The following is an 18,388-nucleotide window of genomic DNA, read 5'->3' as shown; positions in this document are numbered from 1 at the left end:
CGGACATGCCTTCGGCCAAACGCAACGGACATTACACTGATAACAAATAGCTTAAACCGTTCGGTTGCGGAGAAAAAATGATTGGTAGCACTTTGGCTTCGTGGCAATGAAACAAGAAATGTCGGTTTAGTTTTCTGACAGGACTTTCTGATTTATAGGGCATTTCTGCTTTTTTTGACTAATTACTCTAAAAATCACTTTTCAGCGCCGATTTAATTCCTATTCTGTGTTCATGACCGGTTTCTGCCCTTCAGGCCGGCGGCGAATGAAAAGGAAAGGGCGATGCGGTTTTTGAAGTTTTCTCTGACGTATAGAAGGACATCGTCCATGTCGAAAGTACAAGGCATCACCGAACTGTTAGGAATCTTTCCCTGCCTGGCTACCGGGCGGCGAAGGCGTCGGCTGAGTTCGGACGAAATGAAATTGTTAGAGCGCTATCGGGAGCTGTCGGAAAGCGACCAGATTGCGATGCGGTACTTGGTGGATGCGATGAGGAGTGTTTCGCGGTTTTGACCGAGGATGGTTACCGTGAAGGCCATTTGGCTTTTACGGTGGCCAGGCGGGTCAGTTTGCCAGCATCGGCGTCGATGATGCCTTCGTGGATTGCTTGGCGGCGAGCCGCGATATTTTTTAGCTCGATGGTTTGTTGCAGATACTTTTCTGAAAAGGCGCTATCACTTGAAATCACTTCAGTGACGCTTTGGCTGGTGATGCGCGGTTTGCTCATGGCTGCGGATTGCTCTTGCGGGAGATTGAACAGGTGTATTCAAGCCAAAGGGGGCGGACTGTGAAGTCTGCCCCTTTTTCATTTCTTCACTCTACCTTCAACTGCAAGTGCCCACGATCGTGAACGGCCGTTGTGCCTGCATCGGGAGCCGCCACTCAGAGGAGCGCGGTTGCGCCATATTGATTGTGTTCCGGCTTCGACCCCGGGTCGCTGATTTGGCAGCGACGAGGTAAAGCCTATCGTTCAGGCGCTCGCGGCGCCAAGTCTACGTTGGCGCCGCATGCTGTAGGAATCGGTGTCTTTTCAGGAAGGGCTCGTCTGTAGGAGAGAACATGACCACGAACCCAGCCCGCATCGCTGCGGGCAGGGCAGGGCAAGTACCGTTATCGACTAACCTTCCAAGCATTCCCTGCAGGCGCAGCCCCATGGTCATACGGCTTGGCAAGCCACATATAAACCAGCCCCAACCCAATAGACCAGCGCACCGATGTTCACTGCCCAGCCCCAGGCGCCGAGGGTGAATTTGCCGCTCGGTTTCTAGCCTTTCATCTCGAGCGTAGGAATAGAGCAGGCGACTCGCCGCAGCTTGCAGGCTGATGACGCAGGAGATAAAGGAAATCATTACCACGCCCATCACCACTTTGAACCGACCGGGTCATGACGGCGCTGCCCGGATCGGTGGTTATTGTTTTGTGTTGCGGTGAGGCCATCGCGGCGGTGCGGCGATCCGACGATGCTTTTAGTGCTTGAACATCACATGCCGAACAACGGTGTAGTCCTCCAGCCCGTACAGGGACATGTCCTTGCCATAACCGGACAGTTTCTGACCGCCATGCGGCATTTCGCTGACCAGCATGAAGTGCGTATTTACCCAGGTGCAGCCGTACTGCAAGCGTGCAGACAAGCGATGTGCGCGACCCACGTCCGAGGTCCAGACCGACGACGCCAGGCCGTAGTCGGAATCGTTGGCCCAGCCCAGCACCTGCGCTTCATTGGTGAACTTGGTCACCGACACCACCGGCCCGAACACTTCGCGACGAACAATCTCGTCGTCCTGCTGAGCGTCGGCCAACACCGTCGGTTCGAAGAAGAAGCCATTGCCCTCAACAGCCTTGCCGCCCGTGACCAAGCGGATGTGCGGTTGCGCCACGGCACGCTCGACAAACCCGGCCACGCGGTCGCGGTGTTGCGCGGTGATCAACGGACCGAGCTCGGTCGACGGATCATCCTGCACACCGTACTTGATGCTGCTGACCGCCGCGCCGAGCTTCTCGACGAACGTGTCGTAGATGCCTTCCTGCGCGTAGATGCGGCAGGCGGCGGTGCAGTCCTGGCCGGCGTTGTAGAAACCGAAGGTGCGAATGCCTTCCACGGCAGCATCGATGTCGGCGTCGTCGAAGATGATCACCGGGGCCTTGCCGCCCAGTTCCATGTGCATGCGTTTGACGCTGTCAGCGGTGCTGGAAATGATGTTCGAACCGGTGGCGATCGAACCGGTCAACGAGACCATGCGCACTTTCGGGTGGGTGACCAGTGGGCTGCCGACAGTAGGACCACGGCCGAACACCAGGTTAAGCACGCCGGCCGGGAAAATATCCGACGCCAGTTGCGCCAGACGCAGGGCGGTTAGCGGGGTTTGTTCCGATGGCTTGAGCACCACGGTATTACCCGCCGCGAGGGCTGGGGCGATTTTCCAGGCGACCATCATCAGCGGGTAGTTCCACGGCGCGATGGAGGCGATCACGCCGACCGGGTCGCGGCGGATCATCGAGGTGTGGCCGTGCAGGTATTCACCGCCCGCCGAACCGCTCATGCAACGACTGGCGCCGGCGAAGAAACGGAACACGTCGGCAATCGCCGGGATCTCGTCGTTCAACGCGGCGCTGTAGGGCTTGCCGCAGTTGTCCGATTCCAGTTTGGCCAGCTCTCCGCCGTGGGCTTCGATGGCGTCGGCGAGTTTGAGCAGCAGCAGCGAGCGTTCTTTCGGGGTGGTTTGCGACCAGCTGTCGAAGGCGCTGTCGGCGGCCCGCACGGCGGCATCGACCTGAGCTTCGCTGGCTTCATTGATCTCCACCAATACGCTGCCCAGTGCAGGGTTGAACACGGGTTGGGCGGGGCCTTCGCCGTCGATCAGTTGGCCATTGATCAAGAGTTTGGTTTGCATGGCTTGTCCTCATTGCAGCTTTTATTTTTTTGCCGGAACCGGATCCCTTGTAGGAGCGAGCGGTGCGGCGATCCGACTTGCCCGCGAAGAGGCCATTACATTCAACATTGATGTCGACTGACACACCGCTTTCGCGGGCAAGCCTCGCTCCTACAGGATCCGGTTCCCACATTGGAAAATGAGTTGTTCGTTATTTCCCGCCACTGCCCGCAACGCTTTCGCCGCCCCGGGTCAGGTAATAGGCGCCGAGAATCGGCAGCATGGTCACCATCATCACGAGCATCGCGACGACGTTGGTCACCGGCACGTCCCGTGGGCGGCTGAGCTGGTTGAGCAGCCACAGCGGCAGGGTGCGTTCATGGCCGGCGGTGAAGGTGGTGACGATGATTTCGTCGAACGACAGCGCAAACGCCAACATGCCGCCGGCCAACAATGCCGAGCCGAGGTTGGGCAGGACGATGTAGCGGAAGGTCTGCCAGCCATCGGCGCCAAGGTCCATCGAAGCCTCGATCAAACTGTGAGAGGTGCGACGCAACCGGGCGATGACGTTGTTGTAGACGATCACCACACAGAAGGTCGCGTGACCGACGATGATGGTGAACATCCCAGGCTCGATCCCCAGCGTCTTGAAGGTCGCCAGCAAGGCGATACCGGTGATGATCCCGGGCAAGGCAATCGGCAGGATCAGCATCAGCGAGATGCCTTGCTTGCCGAAGAAATCCCGGCGGTACAACGCCGCCGACGCGAGGGTGCCGAGGACTAATGCAATCAACGTTGCGACGGACGCAATCTGCAGCGACAGCTTGATCGCTTCCAGTACGTCAGGACGCGAGAACGCCACGCCGATCCACTTCAGGGTGAAGCCCCTGGGCGGGAAGCTGAACGCTGCGTCTTCAGTGTTGAAGGCGTACATGAAGATGATCAGGATCGGGAAGTGCAGAAACACCAACCCGCCCCAGGCTGCGATGCGCAGGCCCAGAGAAGCCTGATCTTGAGACGAAGCGTCAGAGCGCATCGAAGGCCCCCAGTCGTTTGACGATGGACAGGTAGATGGCGATCAGCACGATCGGCACCAGCGTGAAAGCCGCGGCCATCGGCATGTTGCCGATCGCGCCTTGCTGGGCGTACACCATGCTGCCGACGAAGTAGCCCGGAGGCCCCACCAGTTGCGGCACGATGAAGTCGCCCAGAGTCAGCGAAAAGGTGAAGATCGAACCGGCCGCGATGCCTGGAGTCGACAGCGGCAGAATCACTTGCATGAAGGTCTGACGCGGCTTGGCGCCAAGGTCGGCAGACGCTTGCAGCAAGGACGGCGGCAGACGTTCCAGCGAGGCCTGGATCGGCAGGATCATGAACGGCAGCCAGATGTAGACGAACACCATGAAACGGCCCAGGTGAGAGGTCGACAACGTGCTGCCGCCCACCCCCGGAATGCCCAGCACGAACTGCAACACGGGCTCCAGCCCCAGGTGTTGAACGAACCATTGCGCAACCCCGCCTTTGGCCAGCAGCAAGGTCCAGGCATACGCCTTGACGATGTAACTGGCCCACATCGGCATCATCACCGCGATGTAGAAAAACGCCTTGGTCTTGCCGGTGGTGTAGCGCGCCATGTAGTAGGCAATCGGGAACGCGACCACGGCACTGGCGATCGACACGACGACGGCCATGCTCAAGGTGCGCAGGATGATGTCGAAGTTCGAGGGCTGGAACAGCGCGGCGAAGTTCGCCAGGGTCAGGTCGGGCGTGACCGCCATGGTGAAGTCATCGAAGGTGTAGAAACCTTGCCACAGCAGAACCAGCAGTGAGCCGAGGTAAATCGCGCCGAACCAGAGCAGCGGCGGTACCAGCAGCATCGACAGGTACAGGTTCGGCCGGCGATACAGCAGGTTGGAAAACCTGCGCAACGGCGAGCCGCCGGCTGGGGTTTGAGTCATCGCCACGCTGTTCATCTCACACCCCGCCGACAACGATGTCGTACAGCGGGATCATTGCTTCCCGTGCCCAGCGCGCGCTGATGCGTTGCCCGGTCTGGTGCTGGGCGCTAACGTCCAGCCACTGGACGTTGGCCTGGCTAATGTTCAAGGTCTGGCCGTTCTCCAGTTTTACTTCATAGCGGGTGGCGCTGCCTTGGTACTGAATGTCATGGAGCAAGCCGCTGACTTCAATTTCATGGCTGGCCAGCGGCCCTTCGGCGAAACGCACGTGTTCCGGGCGAATCGAAAACGGTTGTGGATTGCCGCTCAATTGCTTCGCCAGATCGCCGCGAATCACGTTGGAGGTGCCGACAAATTCGGCGACGAAGGTTGTCGCCGGCTTCATGTACAGGTTGCGCGGTGTGTCGACCTGCTCGATGCGCCCCTTGTTGAACACCGCCACGCGATCCGACATCGACAGCGCTTCGGTCTGGTCGTGGGTGACGAAAATGAAGGTGATGCCGAGCTGGCGTTGCAGCTTCTTCAGTTCACCCTGCATTTGCTCGCGCAGCTTCAAATCGAGAGCGCCCAACGGCTCATCGAGCAGCAGCACTCGCGGACGATTGACCAAGGCGCGGGCCAGCGCCACACGCTGGCGCTGACCACCGGACAGTTGCACCGGTTTGCGCTCGCCGTAACCGCCTAGGGCGACCATGTCGAGGGCTTCTTCGGCGCGTTTCTGGCGTTCGGATTTGCCGACGCCTTTGACCTTCAAACCGTAGGCGACGTTGTCGAGTACGTTCATGTGCGGGAACAGTGCGTAATCCTGGAACACGGTGTTCACGTCACGCTGATACGGCGGTAGCCCGGCGGCTTCCTCGCCATGAATACGGATAGAGCCTGCACTCGGTTGTTCGAAACCGGCGATCAGGCGCAGACAGGTGGTTTTGCCCGAACCGGAAGGGCCCAGCATGGAAAAGAACTCGCCGTCCTGGATGTCTATGGAAACCCGGTCAACGGCCTTCACTTCGCCGAACTGACGGGAAACGTTGGTGAACTGGACTGCAAGCGTCATGGTGCGCAACTCCAAAAATCTGAATCTTTAAAAGCATCGTCGCATCGTCGCCCGGAGCCGGCTCGCTCCCACAGGTTTTGCGGTGCTCTTGTGGGAGCGATCTGTAGCAGTTGCCGAGGAACGAGGCTGCGTTGGGCTGCGCAGCGGCCCCCGAAGGGCGGTCCTGCGGACACGCAACGCAGCCTCGTTCCTCGGCAGCTGCTACAGGGGTGTTAGCGGCCGCCCATGATCGCGATGTAGTCTTGTGTCCAGCGGCTGTACGGCACGAACTTGCCGCCTTCAGCCTGCGGGGTTTTCCAGAAGGCGATTTTCTCGAACTGGTCGAAGCCGTTGGTTTTGCAGCCCTCGGCGCCGAGCAATTCGCTCTCCTTGCACCCCGCCGGAACCGCCGGCAGCGAACCGAACCATGCCGCCAGGTCACCCTGGACTTTCGGTTGCAGCGACCAGTCCATCCACTTGTAGGCACAGTTGGGGTGCTTGGCTTCGGCGTGGAGCATGGTGGTGTCGGCCCAACCCGTTGCACCTTCTTTTGGAATGACCGAGGCAACCGGCTGCTTGTCCGCCACCAGGCCATTGACCATGTAGCCCCAGGTGCTGGACGCCGCCACGCCTTCGTTTTTGACGTCACTCATCTGAACCGTTGCGTCGTGCCAGTAGCGGTGGATCAAGGGCTGTTGCTTGCGAAGCAGGTCCAGCGCCGCTTTGTATTGCGCTTCGTTGAGTTGGTACGGGTCCTTGATGCCCAGTTCCGGCTGTTTCGATTTGAGATACAGCGCCGCATCGGCGATATAGATCGGGCCGTCGTAGGCTTGAACTCGGCCCTTGTTGGACTTGCCGTCCGGCAGGGTCTGTTCTTCGAACACCACGCTCCAGCTGTCCGGCGCTGTTTTGAAGATATTGGTGTTGTACATCAACACGTTCGGGCCCCATTGGTACGGGGTGCCGTAGGTTTGCTGATTGACGACGTACCAAGGCCCGTCCTTGAGACGAGGGTCAATGTTCTTCCAGTTCGGGATCAACGCCGTGTTGATCGGCTGCACACGCTGGCCGGCGATCAGTCGCAGGGACGCATCGCCAGACGCGGTCACCAGGTCGTAACCACCCTTGGCCATCAGGCTGACCATTTCATCGGAAGTGGCGGCGGTTTTCACATTGATCTTGCAGCCGGTTTCCTTCTCGAAACCGGTCACCCAGTCGTAGGTCTTGTCGCTTTCGCCACGTTCGATGTAGCCGGGCCAGGCCACAATATCCAGCTGACCTTCGCCGGCACCGACGGCTTTCAGCGGTTCGGCGGCCTGGATACTGGCGCTGGACAACAGCGCTGTTGTGATGGCACTGAGCAATGCGGTCTTGTGCACGAACATGGGAATTCCCTCTTATTTAATTATGGTCGGGGCAGTTGTGAACGTGGTGAAGCATGCCGTTAGTGGCTTGTTATTAGCGTAGTCAGAGATGCTGTCCGTGGCGCGCCATGATGTGCCGCACCACGCTGTAGTCCTGGAGCGAATCGCTGGATAAGTCTTTGCCGTAGCCCGAACGCTTCAGGCCGCCGTGGGGCATTTCGCTGACCAGCATGAAATGGCTGTTGATCCAGGTGCAGCCGTACTGCAACCGCGCCGCAACCTGCATGGCTTTGTCCAGGTTCTGGGTCCAGACCGAGGAGGCGAGGCCATATTCCGAGTCGTTGGCCCAGTCCACGGCTTGTTCGAGCTGATCGAAACGGGTCACGGTAACCACTGGCCCGAAGACTTCGCGCTGGACGATTTCATCGCTCTGCTTGCAACCGGCCAGCAAGGTCGGCTGGTAATAGAATCCGGCGCCGGAATGCACCGCCGCGCCGGTTACCCGCTCGATGTGCGGCTGACCGAGGGCACGCTCGACGAAGCTGGCCACGCGGTCGCGTTGGCGAGTGCTGATCAGCGGGCCGATCTCGTTGTCGGCGTCGCGTTTACCGGCGAAGCGCAGGCTGCTGACTGCCGCGCCGAGTTCGGCCACCAAGCGATCATGAATCCCGGCCTGTGCATAAATGCGACACGCTGCGGTGCAATCCTGACCGGCGTTGTAATAGCCGTAAGTGCGCACGCCTTCGACCACGGCTTGAATGTCCGCATCGTTACAAACGATCACCGGCGCTTTGCCGCCGAGCTCAAGGTGGGTGCGCTTCAGGGTTTTCGCGGCGGCCTGGAGGATTTTTTGCCCGGTGACGATATCGCCGGTCAGCGACACCATGCGCACTTTAGGATGGCTGACCAAATGGCTGCCAACGCCTTCACCACCGCCGCAAACGATGTTGATCACGCCGCGCGGCAGGATCTCGGCCAGCGCCGGCGCCAGTGCCAGAATCGACAGCGGCGTGTGTTCCGACGGCTTGAACACCAGCGTGTTGCCAGCGGCCAGGGCCGGAGCGATTTTCCACGCGGCCATCATGATCGGGTAGTTCCACGGCGCAATCGACGCGACCACGCCAATCGGATCGCGACGAACCATGCTGGTGTAGCCCGGCAGGTATTCGCCGCTGAGCTGACCGGTCTGGCAGCGCACGGCGCCGGCGAAGAAGCGGAACACATCGACTGTGGCGCTCAAGTCGTCCTGACGGGCCAGGTGCAATGGCTTACCACAGTTCAGCGATTCGAGGCGGGCGAGGAGGTCAGCTTGTTTTTCGATGGCGTTGGCAATGTCTAACAGTAAATTTGAGCGCTGTTGCGGCGTGGTCCGCGCCCAACCGGCAAAGGCGCGGTGGGCGGCGAGGATCGCGGCTTCGACCTGCTCGGTGCTCGCTTCGGCAATGTGCGTCAGCACTTCACCGGTGGCCGGGTTGAGAATCGGTTCGACAACCCCCTGGCCCGCGACCAATTCGCCATCGATCAACAACGCGGTGAACAACGGGGTCTGCGCGCCAGCCATTTTTCGAGTTCTCTTTTCTTGTGTGGCCATGGTGCTCCCTGTGACTGGGGCCCGGCCGTCTTATAGATGCAGCAAGACTAGTGCTCAGGCCCGAGGTCGACAAATTCTAAATACTGAAGGTGGCATTCGATTAAATAGATGGCTTGCGCCCGCCGTGGGGTTGCTCACGGGCAACGGTCAGGAACGGGTCCACCAACGCTGGGCGCGCGGTGCCGCGACGCCAGGCCAGGCCGACGTCGAGGGTCTGGCTCAGGTCCGCGATTGTGCGGGCTTCGATGATGTCGCCTTCCAATGACCACGGGCGGTAAGTCATGTCGGGCTGGATCGAAACGCCTAATCCTGCGGCGACCAGGCTTCGCACGGCTTCCGTTGAGGCGGTTCTTAATGTGATGCGCGGTTGCAGGGAGGCCGCCGACCACATGCGTTGCGCATTGCGATCCATTTCATCGACGTTCAGCTGAATCAACGGTTCGCGGGCCACATCGGCGAGGTTGATGCTGTCGTGTTCCAGCAGCGGATGCTGGGCCGGCAGCCATAGCCGGTGCGGCGAGTGGGTCAACACTTCGGTCTGCAAGGCATGGCGGTCTTCGAGGTTGGAGAGAATCAGCACGCCGACATCGATTTCACCGCTGACCAGCAAATGCTCGATGTAAGGGCGCTCGTCCTCCATCACGCGGATCTCGACGTTGGGGTAGGCGCGCTGGAAACGGGTGAGCAAGTCCGCGAGGTAGTAACCGGCCACCAGGCTGGTTACGCCAATGATCAACTGCCCGGCGACCTGGTCGGTGCTCTGTTGCAGGCTGCGTTTGGCGTCGTCCACCGTCGCCAGAATCAGGTGCGCTTGGCGTAGGAATTGGTGGCCTTGGTGGGTCAGCGTCATGCCCTTGGCGTGACGATTGAACAGGCCAACGCCGATTTCCTGCTCCAGTTGCTGGATCGCCAGGGTCAGGGTGGACTGGGAAATGAATGCGGTTTGCGCGGCGGCGGAGATTGAACCGGTCTCAGCCACGGCGATGAAATGGCGGATCTGACGCAGGGTCATCATGGGGAAGTACCCGGTGGACGGTTTTTATCGATTTTTCTGAGTGTATATCTTTTTTTCTGAAGGGCTGCGGTGAGCTAAAGAGCGCTGCGCAACATCTCGAAGCACTCTCGCTCCCGGACACCGGGCACTTTCGATCTAGGCTGGTGGCCTTAAAGATCTAGTTAACCCGAATGCGTGGAGGCAGCAAATGAACACCCGTGGATTGCTCGATCAGCTACTCAAGTCCGGTCAGGACATGTTGCAGAACAAGGCCGGCGGCTCACAAAACAAGACCGCTGGGGGTGGCTTGGGCGGATTGCTCGGCGGCAGCGGTGGTTCGGGCGGCCTTGGCAGCCTGCTCTCTGGCGCGGGCGGCGGAGCGTTGGCGGCGGGTGCCATGGGTTTGCTGCTGGGCAGCAAGAAAGGGCGCAATGTCGGCGGTAAGGTCCTGACTTATGGTGGCCTCGCCGCATTGGGCGTGATTGCCTACAAGGCGTATGGCAACTGGCAGGCCCAGCAGGGCACTGCGCCGAAGACTGAACCGCAAACCATCGACCGCTTACCGGCGGCGCAAGTTGAACAGCACAGCCAGGCGATTCTCCAAGCGTTAGTGGCTGCGGCTAAAGCTGATGGTCATGTCGACGATCGCGAGCGTGCGCTGATTGAAGGTGAATTCACCAAGCTCGATAACGATCAGGAGTTGCAGCACTGGCTGCACGCCGAACTCAACAAACCGCTGGACCCGGCCGACGTTGCCCGCGCTGCCAGTACGCCGGAAATGGCCGCTGAGATGTACATCGCCAGTGTGATGCTGGTGGACGAGGAGAGCTTCATGGAGAAGTCCTACCTCGATGAACTGGCGCGGCAACTGAAGCTTGAGCCGGGGTTGAAGGCTGAGTTGGAGAAGCAGGTGCGTCAGGCTTCTATTTAAGCGTTGTCTTAAAAAATCGCAGGTTTCGCCAATGCCTACATCGACCGTAGGCACTGGCGGAGCCTGCGATTTTTTTTGCATCACAAAAGCGCGCTCCGAAACGACACAAGCCCCTCGCCGCACAGGTATTTCAGCGATTTGCACAGGGATGAGACGTGGTGCGCACCCGTCTTACAAATGAAACACCGCCCTCAGCTATACTCCGCAACATTTGAACTGCACCCCGAGGACTGACTGTGAAGAACTGGACGTTGCGCCAACGCATTTTGGCGAGCTTTGCGGTGATTATCGCCATCATGTTGCTGATGGTCGTCGTCTCGTATTCGCGGTTGTTGAAGATCGAGGTCAGCGAAGACAGCGTACGTGACGACGCGCTTCCCGGGGTCTATTACAGTTCGATGATTCGTGGCGCTTGGGTCGACAGCTTCCTCCACATCGAGGAGATGCTGGGTCTGAAGGAAGGGCAGGGTATCAGTACCAAAGATGTCGCCGACCTCAAGCGCTATGAAGCGCAAGTGCAGGAAGCGATCAACAACTATCGCGGCACTGTGACTACCGAAGAAGACAAAGCCGAGTTCGCGGTTTTCCAAAAAATCCATCAAGATTACGGCAAGATGCTGGCCGCGGTGTTCGACTTGCATCAGCGCAACCAGCGAGCCGACGCCATCAAGTTGTTCAACGAACAGCTGACCCCGACATGGACCGCGGGGCGTCTGAAACTAAATGACATTCTTGTGTACAACAAAGCCAGGGCAGATCAGGCCATGGCGGACATCCATGACGCCGTGCTCACCGCTCAAGTCATCATGGGCATTTCCCTGCTGGTGGCGGTTTTGGCCGCTGGTCTCTGCGGCCTGTTGCTGATGCGCGCGATCATGGCGCCCATGAACCGTATCGTGCAGATCCTCGAAATCATGCGCACGGGTGATTTGAGCGGCCGCTTGAACCTTGCGCGCAAGGACGAATTCGGCGCCGTGGAAACCGGCTTCAACGACATGATGGCCGAGCTGACGTCCTTGGTGTCTCAGGCTCAGCGCTCCTCAGTGCAGGTCACCACCTCGGTCACTGAGATCGCCGCTACCTCCAAGCAACAGCAGGCTACGGCCACCGAAACTGCTGCCACCACCACCGAAATCGGCGCGACGTCCCGTGAAATCGCCGCCACTTCGCGAGACCTCGTGCGCACGATGACTGAAGTGTCCACCGCTGCCGATCAGGCCTCGGTGCTCGCCGGCTCCGGGCAGCAAGGCTTGGCGCGTATGGAAGAGACCATGCATTCGGTGATGGGCGCGGCCGATCTGGTCAACGCCAAACTGGCAATCCTCAATGAGAAGGCCGGCAACATCAACCAGGTGGTGGTGACCATCGTCAAGGTCGCCGACCAGACCAATCTCCTGTCCCTCAACGCTGCCATCGAGGCCGAAAAGGCCGGTGAATACGGCCGCGGGTTTGCCGTGGTCGCCACCGAAGTGCGGCGTCTGGCGGACCAGACCGCCGTCGCCACGTACGACATCGAGCAGATGGTGCGCGAGATCCAGTCGGCGGTGTCGGCCGGGGTCATGGGCATGGACAAGTTCTCCGAAGCAGTGCGCCGCGGCATGTCCGAGGTGCAGCAGGTCGGCGAGCAACTGTCACAGATCATTCATCAGGTTCAGGCGCTGGCGCCGCGAGTGTTGATGGTCAACGAAGGCATGCAGGCCCAGGCCACGGGCGCCGAACAGATCAACCACGCGCTGGTGCAATTGGGCGATGCCAGCAGCCAGACCGTCGAGTCCCTGCGCCAGGCCAGTTTCGCCATCGATGAACTGAGCCAGGTGGCCGTAGGGCTGCGCAGCGGCGTTTCGCGATTCAAAGTCTGATGAGCGAACTCACGGCCAAACGCATCGCCGTGAAGCCGGTGCTGCAATCATTGTTTCTGGTGTTCCGCATCGGCAACGAGCGCTATGCCTTGCAGGCCATCGAGGTGGCGGAAGTGCTGCCGCGCCTGCCGTTGAAGCCGATTCCCCGCGCGCCGGACTGGGTCGTGGGGGTGTTCGCCTATCGCGGCGCGGTGGTGCCGGTGATCGACCTCAGTGCGCTGACCTTCGGCCAACCGGCCCAGGCCCGCACCAGCACGCGCTTGGTGCTGGTCAATTACCGCCCGGATGAAACCAGCGAGGCGCAATTGCTCGGGCTGATTCTGGAACAGGCCACCGATACCTTGCGTTGCAACCCGGCGGATTTTCAGCCTTATGGCCTGGACAATCGCCAGGCGCCGTACCTCGGGCCGGTGCGCGAAGATGCTCAGGGTTTGCTGCAATGGGTGCGGGTCGCCGACTTGCTCGATGAGCAGGTTCGCGCGCTGCTGTTTCCGTCGACGCCACTGGACTTGGCGCTGTTTGAGGAGCGGCCATGAGCAGCGATCAGCGGTTTTTCGATTTCCTCAAAGAGCGCATCGGTCTCGACGTGACCTCGGTGGGGCCGGCGATCATCGAGCGTGCGGTGCGTCAGCGCAGCACGGCGTCCAACGCGCTGACGGCCGATGAGTATTGGCAAGCTTTGCAGGGTTCGCGGGACGAGCAACACGCGCTGATCGAAGCGGTGATCGTCCCCGAGACCTGGTTTTTCCGTTACCCGGAATCCTTCGCCACCCTGGCGAAACTGGCTGCCAAACGTCTGAGCGACATCAACAACATGCGCGCGCTGCGGATTCTCAGCCTGCCGTGTTCCACCGGTGAAGAACCGTATTCCATCGCCATGGCGTTGCTTGATGCCGGGTTCCAGCCGCACCAGTTCAAGGTCGAAGGCATGGACGTCAGCCCGTTGTCGGTGGAAAAAGCCCGGCGAGCGCTGTACGGCAAGAATTCGTTTCGTGGTCAGGACATCGCGTTTCGCGATCGGCATTTCACCGCCGAAGACGAGGGCTATCGCCTCAGCGGGCGGGTGCTTGAACAAGTGCGTTTGCAGGTCGGCAATCTGGTGGATCCGATGTTGCTGGCCAACGAGCCGCCTTATGACTTTGTGTTTTGCCGCAACCTGCTGATCTATTTCGATCAACCGACCCAGGAGCAAGTGTTCGAAGTGCTCAAGCGCCTGACCCATGTCGACGGCGTGCTGTTTATCGGCCCGGCCGAGGGCAGTTTGCTCGGCCGTTTCGGCATGCGTTCGATCGGCATCCCGCAGTCCTTTGCGTTCAATCGTCAGAGCGCACCTGAGCCTGCGCCCCTTCCGACTTTCGTTCCGACGCCTCTGCCCGTGCGCCAACCGGCGAGCAGCGTGACATCGCCGCCCGTTCGCAGCCGGCCCTTCGCAACGGTGGCGCCGCTACCTGTCGTGACGACAACCGCCAACCCGGACACCGTCGCGCTGCTGGCGAACATTGCCGCGCTGGCCAACGAAGGCAAAAGCGCCGAAGCCCGTGCCGCGTGCGAAAGCTATTTGCGCAGTCACGAGCCAGTAGCCCAGGTCTTTTACTGGCTGGGCTTGCTCAGCGATGTCGCCGGCAGAGTCCTGGAGGCCCAGGGGTTTTATCGCAAAGCGTTGTACCTCGAACCGCAACATCCCGACGCGTTGATGCACCTGGCGGCGTTGCTGCAATCTTTGGGCGACACGGCGGGTGCCAGGCGATTGCAGGACCGTGCCGCCCGCAGTGAGCGCGCCGCTGACAGTGAGCGTAAACGATGAACGCCGCCGACACCTTTAGCCTCACCCATGAAGATGCCCAGGCCATCGACGACTGCTGGAACCGCATCGGTATCCATGGCGACAAGTCCTGCCCACTGCTGAGCGATCACATTCACTGTCGCAATTGCGCGGTGTATTCGGCCGCCGCGACGCGCTTGCTCGACCGCTACGCGTTGCAGCAGGAAGACCGCGGGCAAGTCTCCAGCGCGGTCAAGAGCGAGGTGAAAACCCGTTCGCTGTTGATGTTCCGTCTCGGCGAAGAATGGCTGGGCCTGGCCACCCGCAGCCTGGTGGAAGTGGCGCCGTTGCAAGCGATTCACTCCTTGCCGCACCAGCGCTCCCGGGCCTTGCTCGGCGTGGCGAATGTGCGCGGCGCTCTGGTGGCGTGCCTGTCGCTGGTGGAGCTGCTGGGGCTCGACGGCGCCAGCAGCGTGGCGTCCGGCGCGCGGGTCATGCCGCGGATGCTGATCATCGCCGCCCACGGCGGGCCGGTGGTGGTGCCGGTGGATGAAGTGGACGGGATTCACGCCATCGACGAACACCTCCTCGAGGCGGCGTCCCGCTCCGGCACTCAGGCCAGCGGCAAATACACCCGTGGCGTGTTGCAATTCAAAGGTCGCAGCCTGCGTTGGCTGGATGAAGAACAGTTGCTGTCCGCCGTGACCCGGAGCCTTACATGACCCCCGAGCAAATGCGTGACGCCTCTTTGCTGGAGCTGTTCAGCCTGGAAGCCGAGGCCCAGACCCTGGTGCTAAACGCAGGTCTTTTGGCGCTGGAACGCGACCCGACCCAAGCCGATCACCTCGAATCGTGCATGCGCGCGGCGCACTCGCTCAAGGGCGCGGCGCGCATCGTCGGCGTCGATGCCGGGGTCAGCGTTGCGCATGTGATGGAGGATTGTCTGGTCAGCGCCCAGGAAGGGCGCCTGTACCTGCGGCCCGAGCACATCGATGCGTTGTTGCAAGGCACCGATTTGCTGATGCGCATCGCGACGCCGAACAACAATCCTGAACGTGCGAATATCGAGGCCTATGTGGCCTTGATGGCGCGGTTGCTTGATCCGATGGCGGCACCCGCACCGGTCGCTGCACCCGTCGTCCCAGTGATGGCGCAGCTTCAGCTCCAACCACCGGCGCCCAAGGTCGAGACGCCAATCCCGGTCGCCGAACTGCACTGCGCAGAGCCGCCGCGCAAGACCAGGCGCACCACCGAAAACGGCGAACGGGTGCTGCGCGTCACGGCCGAACGCCTGAACAGTCTGCTCGATCTGTCGAGCAAATCCCTGGTGGAAACCCTGCGGCTCAAACCGCACCTGGCCACCATGCAACGCCTCAAGCGCATGCAGAACAACGGCCTGCGGGCACTGGAAAACCTCAACGTCCACCTCAAGGACCACGCCTTGAGCCTGGAGGCCCAGGAGGCTCTAGACGATGCCCGCCGATTGCTGGCTGAATCCCAGCAATTGCTGATCGAGAAAAACGCCGAGCTGGATGAGTTCGCCTGGCAGGCCAGTCAACGGGCGCAAGTGTTGTACGACACCGCGCTGGCCTGCCGCATGCGGCCGTTTGCCGATGTGTTGACCGGGCAAGAGCGCATGGTCCGCGACCTCGGCCGCAGCCTTGGCAAACAGGTGCGATTGGAGATCGAGGGCGAGAAAACCCAGGTCGACCGTGACGTGCTGGAGAAGCTTGAAGCGCCGCTGACCCACCTGCTGCGCAATGCCGTTGATCACGGCATCGAATCCCCGGAGCTACGGCTCTTGGCGGGCAAACCCGCTGAAGGCCTGATTCGTTTGCGCGCCTCCCATCAGGCCGGTCTGTTGGTGCTGGAGCTGAGCGATGACGGTAATGGCGTCGATCTGGAAAAGGTCCGCCGCAGCATCATCGAACGCCAATTGTCCCCGGCCGAAACCGCCGCGCAGTTAAGTGAAGAAGAGCTACTGACCTTTCTGTTTCTACCGGGTTTCAGCCTGCGCGACACGGTCACCGAGGTCTCCGGGCGCGGTGTCGGTCTGGATGCGGTTCAGCACATGGTTCGCCAGTTGCGGGGCGCGGTCGTGCTGGAGCAGGCGGCGGGCGAGGGCAGTCGCTTCCATCTCGAAGTGCCGCTGACCCTGTCGGTGGTGCGCAGTCTGGTGGTGGACGTCGGTGAGGAGGCGTATGCCTTCCCGCTGGCCCACATCGAACGGATGTGCGATCTGCAGCCGGCGGACATCGTCCAGGTCGAAGGCCGTCAGCATTTCTGGCACGAAGGCCGACATGTCGGGTTGGTCGCGGCCAGTCAACTGTTGCAGCGTCCGGCGAGCCAGAACAGTCAGCAAACCCTCAAGGTCGTGGTGATTCGCGAGCGCGAGGCGATTTACGGCGTGGCGGTCGAGCGTTTTATCGGCGAGCGGACCTTGGTCGTACTACCGCTGGACGAGCGTCTGGGCAAGGTGCAGGACATCTCCGCCGGGGCTTTGCTCGACGACGGTTCGGTGGTGCTGATCATCGACGTCGAAGACATGCTGCGTTCGGTGGACAAACTGCTCAATACCGGGCGTCTTGAGCGCATTGCCCGTCAGGGCAGCCAGGCGGTTGAAGCCGCTCGAAAACGGATTTTGGTGGTCGACGATTCGCTGACCGTGCGCGAGCTGCAACGCAAGTTGTTACTCAATCGCGGCTACGACGTGGCGGTGGCGGTGGACGGTATGGATGGCTGGAACGCCTTGCGCTCGGAGGATTTCGATCTGTTGATCACCGACATTGATATGCCGCGTATGGATGGCATCGAACTGGTGTCTTTACTGCGCCGGGACAATCGCCTGCAATCGCTTCCGGTTATGGTGGTGTCTTACAAAGATCGTGAAGAGGACCGTCGTCGTGGACTGGACGCTGGAGCCGACTATTACCTAGCCAAAGCCAGTTTTCATGACGACGCCCTGCTTGACGCGGTGGTTGAGCTCATTGGAGGAGCGCGGGCATGAAAATCGCAATCGTCAACGACATGCCCATGGCAGTGGAGGCTCTGCGCCGCGCCCTGGCATTCGAGCCGGCGCACGAGCTGGTTTGGGTCGCCAGCAATGGGGCCGAGGCGGTGCAACGTTGTGCCGAACATACGCCGGATCTGATCCTGATGGACCTGATCATGCCGGTGATGGATGGCGTGGAGGCGACCCGGCGGATCATGGCCGATACGCCGTGCGCGATCGTTATCGTCACAGTCGACCGCGAGCAAAACGTGCATCGGGTGTTCGAGGCCATGGGCCACGGCGCGCTGGATGTGGTCGATACGCCGGCGCTCGGTGCCGGCAATGCCCAGGAGGCGGCGGCCCCGTTACTGCGCAAGATCATGAACATCGGTTGGCTGATCGGTGACCGGGGCAATCGGGAGCGATCGGCTCCGAGCCCGCTGCGCAGTTCGGCCTCGCGCCAGCGTCTGGTAGCGATCGGCTCATCGGCAGGTGGGCCGGCCGCGCTGGAAGTCTTGCTCAAGGGGCTGCCGCGAGATTTTTCGACGGCCATCGTGCTGGTGCAGCATGTTGACCAGGTGTTCGCCGCCGGCATGGCCGAATGGCTCGGCAGCGCCAGCGGCCTGAACGTGCGCCTGGCCCAGGAAGGCGAGCCGCCGCAAAGCGGCACGGTGCTGCTGGCGGGTACCAACCACCATATTCGCTTGTTGAAAAACGGTTCGCTGGCCTACACGGCCGAACCGGTCAACGAGATCTATCGGCCCTCGATCGATGTGTTTTTCGAGAGCGTGGCCAATTACTGGAACGGCGATGCCGTGGGTGTTTTGCTCACCGGCATGGGACGCGATGGCGCGCAGGGGCTTAAACTCATGCGCCAACAGGGCTACCTGACCATCGCTCAGGATCAAAACAGCAGTGCGGTGTACGGAATGCCGAAGGCGGCAGCGGCCATCGATGCCGCGATGGAAATTCGCCCACTGGACAAGATAGCGCCACGATTGCTGGAGATATTCCCCAAATGAAGAATTTTCACA

General features: G+C 60.8%; 16 protein-coding genes and 1 pseudogene. 8 read left to right on the top strand and 9 right to left on the bottom strand.

The window, feature by feature from the left end; all coding sequences use genetic code 11:
- The first annotated feature begins 327 nt into the window (after positions 1 to 327).
- Complete coding sequence (locus tag ACYZT3_RS23865; protein ID WP_282377029.1) at positions 328 to 513, top strand: hypothetical protein; 186 nt, start codon at positions 328 to 330, stop codon at positions 511 to 513.
- Positions 514 to 523: 10 nt separating this feature from the next.
- Here the strand turns inward: ACYZT3_RS23865 and ACYZT3_RS23860 are convergent, their stop codons facing one another.
- The 9 genes and pseudogenes from ACYZT3_RS23860 to ACYZT3_RS23820 all read right to left on the bottom strand — a co-directional run bounded on the left by ACYZT3_RS23860 (position 524) and on the right by ACYZT3_RS23820 (position 9,831).
- Positions 524 to 727: a hypothetical protein gene (locus tag ACYZT3_RS23860; protein WP_282377028.1), complete on the bottom strand. Its 204-nt coding sequence runs from the start codon at positions 725 to 727 to the stop codon at positions 524 to 526.
- 383 nt (positions 728 to 1,110) lie between these two features.
- Positions 1,111 to 1,370, bottom strand: a pseudogene (locus tag ACYZT3_RS23855) (amino acid permease); the annotation flags it as partial.
- Positions 1,371 to 1,466: 96 nt separating this feature from the next.
- Positions 1,467 to 2,891, bottom strand: coding sequence for a gamma-aminobutyraldehyde dehydrogenase (locus ACYZT3_RS23850; protein WP_462030888.1), 1,425 nt, complete (start codon positions 2,889 to 2,891; stop codon positions 1,467 to 1,469).
- 190 nt (positions 2,892 to 3,081) lie between these two features.
- Entirely contained in the window at positions 3,082 to 3,906 is an 825-nt protein-coding gene (locus tag ACYZT3_RS23845; protein ID WP_282377025.1) for an ABC transporter permease, read from the bottom strand.
- Positions 3,896 to 4,843, bottom strand: coding sequence for an ABC transporter permease (locus tag ACYZT3_RS23840; protein WP_462030887.1), 948 nt, complete (start codon positions 4,841 to 4,843; stop codon positions 3,896 to 3,898). Before ACYZT3_RS23840 ends, ACYZT3_RS23845 begins: the two co-directional genes overlap by 11 nt.
- 1 nt (position 4,844) lies before the next feature.
- Positions 4,845 to 5,882, bottom strand: coding sequence for an ABC transporter ATP-binding protein (locus ACYZT3_RS23835; RefSeq protein ID WP_462030886.1), 1,038 nt, complete (start codon positions 5,880 to 5,882; stop codon positions 4,845 to 4,847).
- A 212-nt stretch (positions 5,883 to 6,094) separates the two neighbouring features.
- Complete coding sequence (gene ydcS, locus ACYZT3_RS23830) at positions 6,095 to 7,246, bottom strand: putative ABC transporter substrate-binding protein YdcS (RefSeq protein ID WP_282377022.1); 1,152 nt, start codon at positions 7,244 to 7,246, stop codon at positions 6,095 to 6,097.
- Positions 7,247 to 7,328: 82 nt separating this feature from the next.
- Positions 7,329 to 8,786, bottom strand: a complete 1,458-nt coding sequence (locus ACYZT3_RS23825; protein WP_462032418.1) for a gamma-aminobutyraldehyde dehydrogenase — start codon at positions 8,784 to 8,786, stop codon at positions 7,329 to 7,331.
- Between the two features lie 130 nt (positions 8,787 to 8,916).
- Positions 8,917 to 9,831 (bottom strand): LysR family transcriptional regulator, encoded by a 915-nt coding sequence (locus tag ACYZT3_RS23820; RefSeq protein ID WP_462030885.1) that lies wholly within the window; start codon positions 9,829 to 9,831, stop codon positions 8,917 to 8,919.
- Positions 9,832 to 10,018: 187 nt separating this feature from the next.
- Here ACYZT3_RS23820 and ACYZT3_RS23815 point away from each other — a divergent pair, with 187 nt between their 5' ends.
- From ACYZT3_RS23815 to cheB, 7 genes are all read left to right on the top strand, one after another.
- Positions 10,019 to 10,741, top strand: coding sequence for a tellurite resistance TerB family protein (locus ACYZT3_RS23815; protein WP_461974008.1), 723 nt, complete (start codon positions 10,019 to 10,021; stop codon positions 10,739 to 10,741).
- A gap of 236 nt (positions 10,742 to 10,977) precedes the next feature.
- Complete coding sequence (locus ACYZT3_RS23810; protein WP_282377020.1) at positions 10,978 to 12,600, top strand: methyl-accepting chemotaxis protein; 1,623 nt, start codon at positions 10,978 to 10,980, stop codon at positions 12,598 to 12,600.
- The gene (locus ACYZT3_RS23805; protein WP_462030884.1) at positions 12,600 to 13,136 is read left to right on the top strand and encodes a chemotaxis protein CheW; all 537 of its coding nucleotides are present in this window, start codon (positions 12,600 to 12,602) and stop codon (positions 13,134 to 13,136) included. The genes ACYZT3_RS23810 and ACYZT3_RS23805 overlap by 1 nt, the downstream gene beginning before the upstream one ends.
- On the top strand, positions 13,133 to 14,404 hold the full coding sequence (locus ACYZT3_RS23800) for a CheR family methyltransferase (protein ID WP_462030883.1): 1,272 nt from the start codon (positions 13,133 to 13,135) through the stop codon (positions 14,402 to 14,404). The genes ACYZT3_RS23805 and ACYZT3_RS23800 overlap by 4 nt, the downstream gene beginning before the upstream one ends.
- Positions 14,401 to 15,084: a chemotaxis protein CheW gene (locus ACYZT3_RS23795; RefSeq protein WP_282377017.1), complete on the top strand. Its 684-nt coding sequence runs from the start codon at positions 14,401 to 14,403 to the stop codon at positions 15,082 to 15,084. The genes ACYZT3_RS23800 and ACYZT3_RS23795 overlap by 4 nt, the downstream gene beginning before the upstream one ends.
- A complete protein-coding gene (locus ACYZT3_RS23790) occupies positions 15,081 to 17,369 on the top strand; it encodes a response regulator (RefSeq protein ID WP_462030882.1) in 2,289 nt (762 codons plus the stop codon). Before ACYZT3_RS23795 ends, ACYZT3_RS23790 begins: the two co-directional genes overlap by 4 nt.
- Positions 17,366 to 18,376, top strand: a complete 1,011-nt coding sequence (gene cheB / locus ACYZT3_RS23785; RefSeq protein ID WP_282377015.1) for a chemotaxis response regulator protein-glutamate methylesterase — start codon at positions 17,366 to 17,368, stop codon at positions 18,374 to 18,376. Before ACYZT3_RS23790 ends, cheB begins: the two co-directional genes overlap by 4 nt.
- Positions 18,377 to 18,388: the final 12 nt, after the last annotated feature.

It is taken from the genome of Pseudomonas sp. MDT1-16, assembly GCF_054898115.1.
This window is presented reverse-complemented; position numbering and strand designations above follow the sequence as displayed.

Excerpts from the sequence above, each read along its gene's own strand:
- ACYZT3_RS23865 (WP_282377029.1), top strand. The coding sequence starts at position 328 with ATGTCGAAAGTACAAGGCATCACCGAACTGTTAGGAATCTTTCCCTGC.
- ACYZT3_RS23860 (WP_282377028.1), bottom strand. The coding sequence starts at position 727 with ATGAGCAAACCGCGCATCACCAGCCAAAGCGTCACTGAAGTGATTTCA.
- ACYZT3_RS23850 (WP_462030888.1), bottom strand. The coding sequence starts at position 2,891 with ATGCAAACCAAACTCTTGATCAATGGCCAACTGATCGACGGCGAAGGC.
- ACYZT3_RS23845 (WP_282377025.1), bottom strand. The coding sequence starts at position 3,906 with ATGCGCTCTGACGCTTCGTCTCAAGATCAGGCTTCTCTGGGCCTGCGC.
- ACYZT3_RS23840 (WP_462030887.1), bottom strand. The coding sequence starts at position 4,843 with ATGAACAGCGTGGCGATGACTCAAACCCCAGCCGGCGGCTCGCCGTTG.
- ACYZT3_RS23835 (WP_462030886.1), bottom strand. The coding sequence starts at position 5,882 with ATGACGCTTGCAGTCCAGTTCACCAACGTTTCCCGTCAGTTCGGCGAA.
- ydcS (WP_282377022.1), bottom strand. The coding sequence starts at position 7,246 with ATGTTCGTGCACAAGACCGCATTGCTCAGTGCCATCACAACAGCGCTG.
- ACYZT3_RS23825 (WP_462032418.1), bottom strand. The coding sequence starts at position 8,786 with ATGGCTGGCGCGCAGACCCCGTTGTTCACCGCGTTGTTGATCGATGGC.
- ACYZT3_RS23820 (WP_462030885.1), bottom strand. The coding sequence starts at position 9,831 with ATGATGACCCTGCGTCAGATCCGCCATTTCATCGCCGTGGCTGAGACC.
- ACYZT3_RS23815 (WP_461974008.1), top strand. The coding sequence starts at position 10,019 with ATGAACACCCGTGGATTGCTCGATCAGCTACTCAAGTCCGGTCAGGAC.
- ACYZT3_RS23805 (WP_462030884.1), top strand. The coding sequence starts at position 12,600 with ATGAGCGAACTCACGGCCAAACGCATCGCCGTGAAGCCGGTGCTGCAA.
- ACYZT3_RS23800 (WP_462030883.1), top strand. The coding sequence starts at position 13,133 with ATGAGCAGCGATCAGCGGTTTTTCGATTTCCTCAAAGAGCGCATCGGT.
- ACYZT3_RS23795 (WP_282377017.1), top strand. The coding sequence starts at position 14,401 with ATGAACGCCGCCGACACCTTTAGCCTCACCCATGAAGATGCCCAGGCC.
- ACYZT3_RS23790 (WP_462030882.1), top strand. The coding sequence starts at position 15,081 with ATGACCCCCGAGCAAATGCGTGACGCCTCTTTGCTGGAGCTGTTCAGC.
- cheB (WP_282377015.1), top strand. The coding sequence starts at position 17,366 with ATGAAAATCGCAATCGTCAACGACATGCCCATGGCAGTGGAGGCTCTG.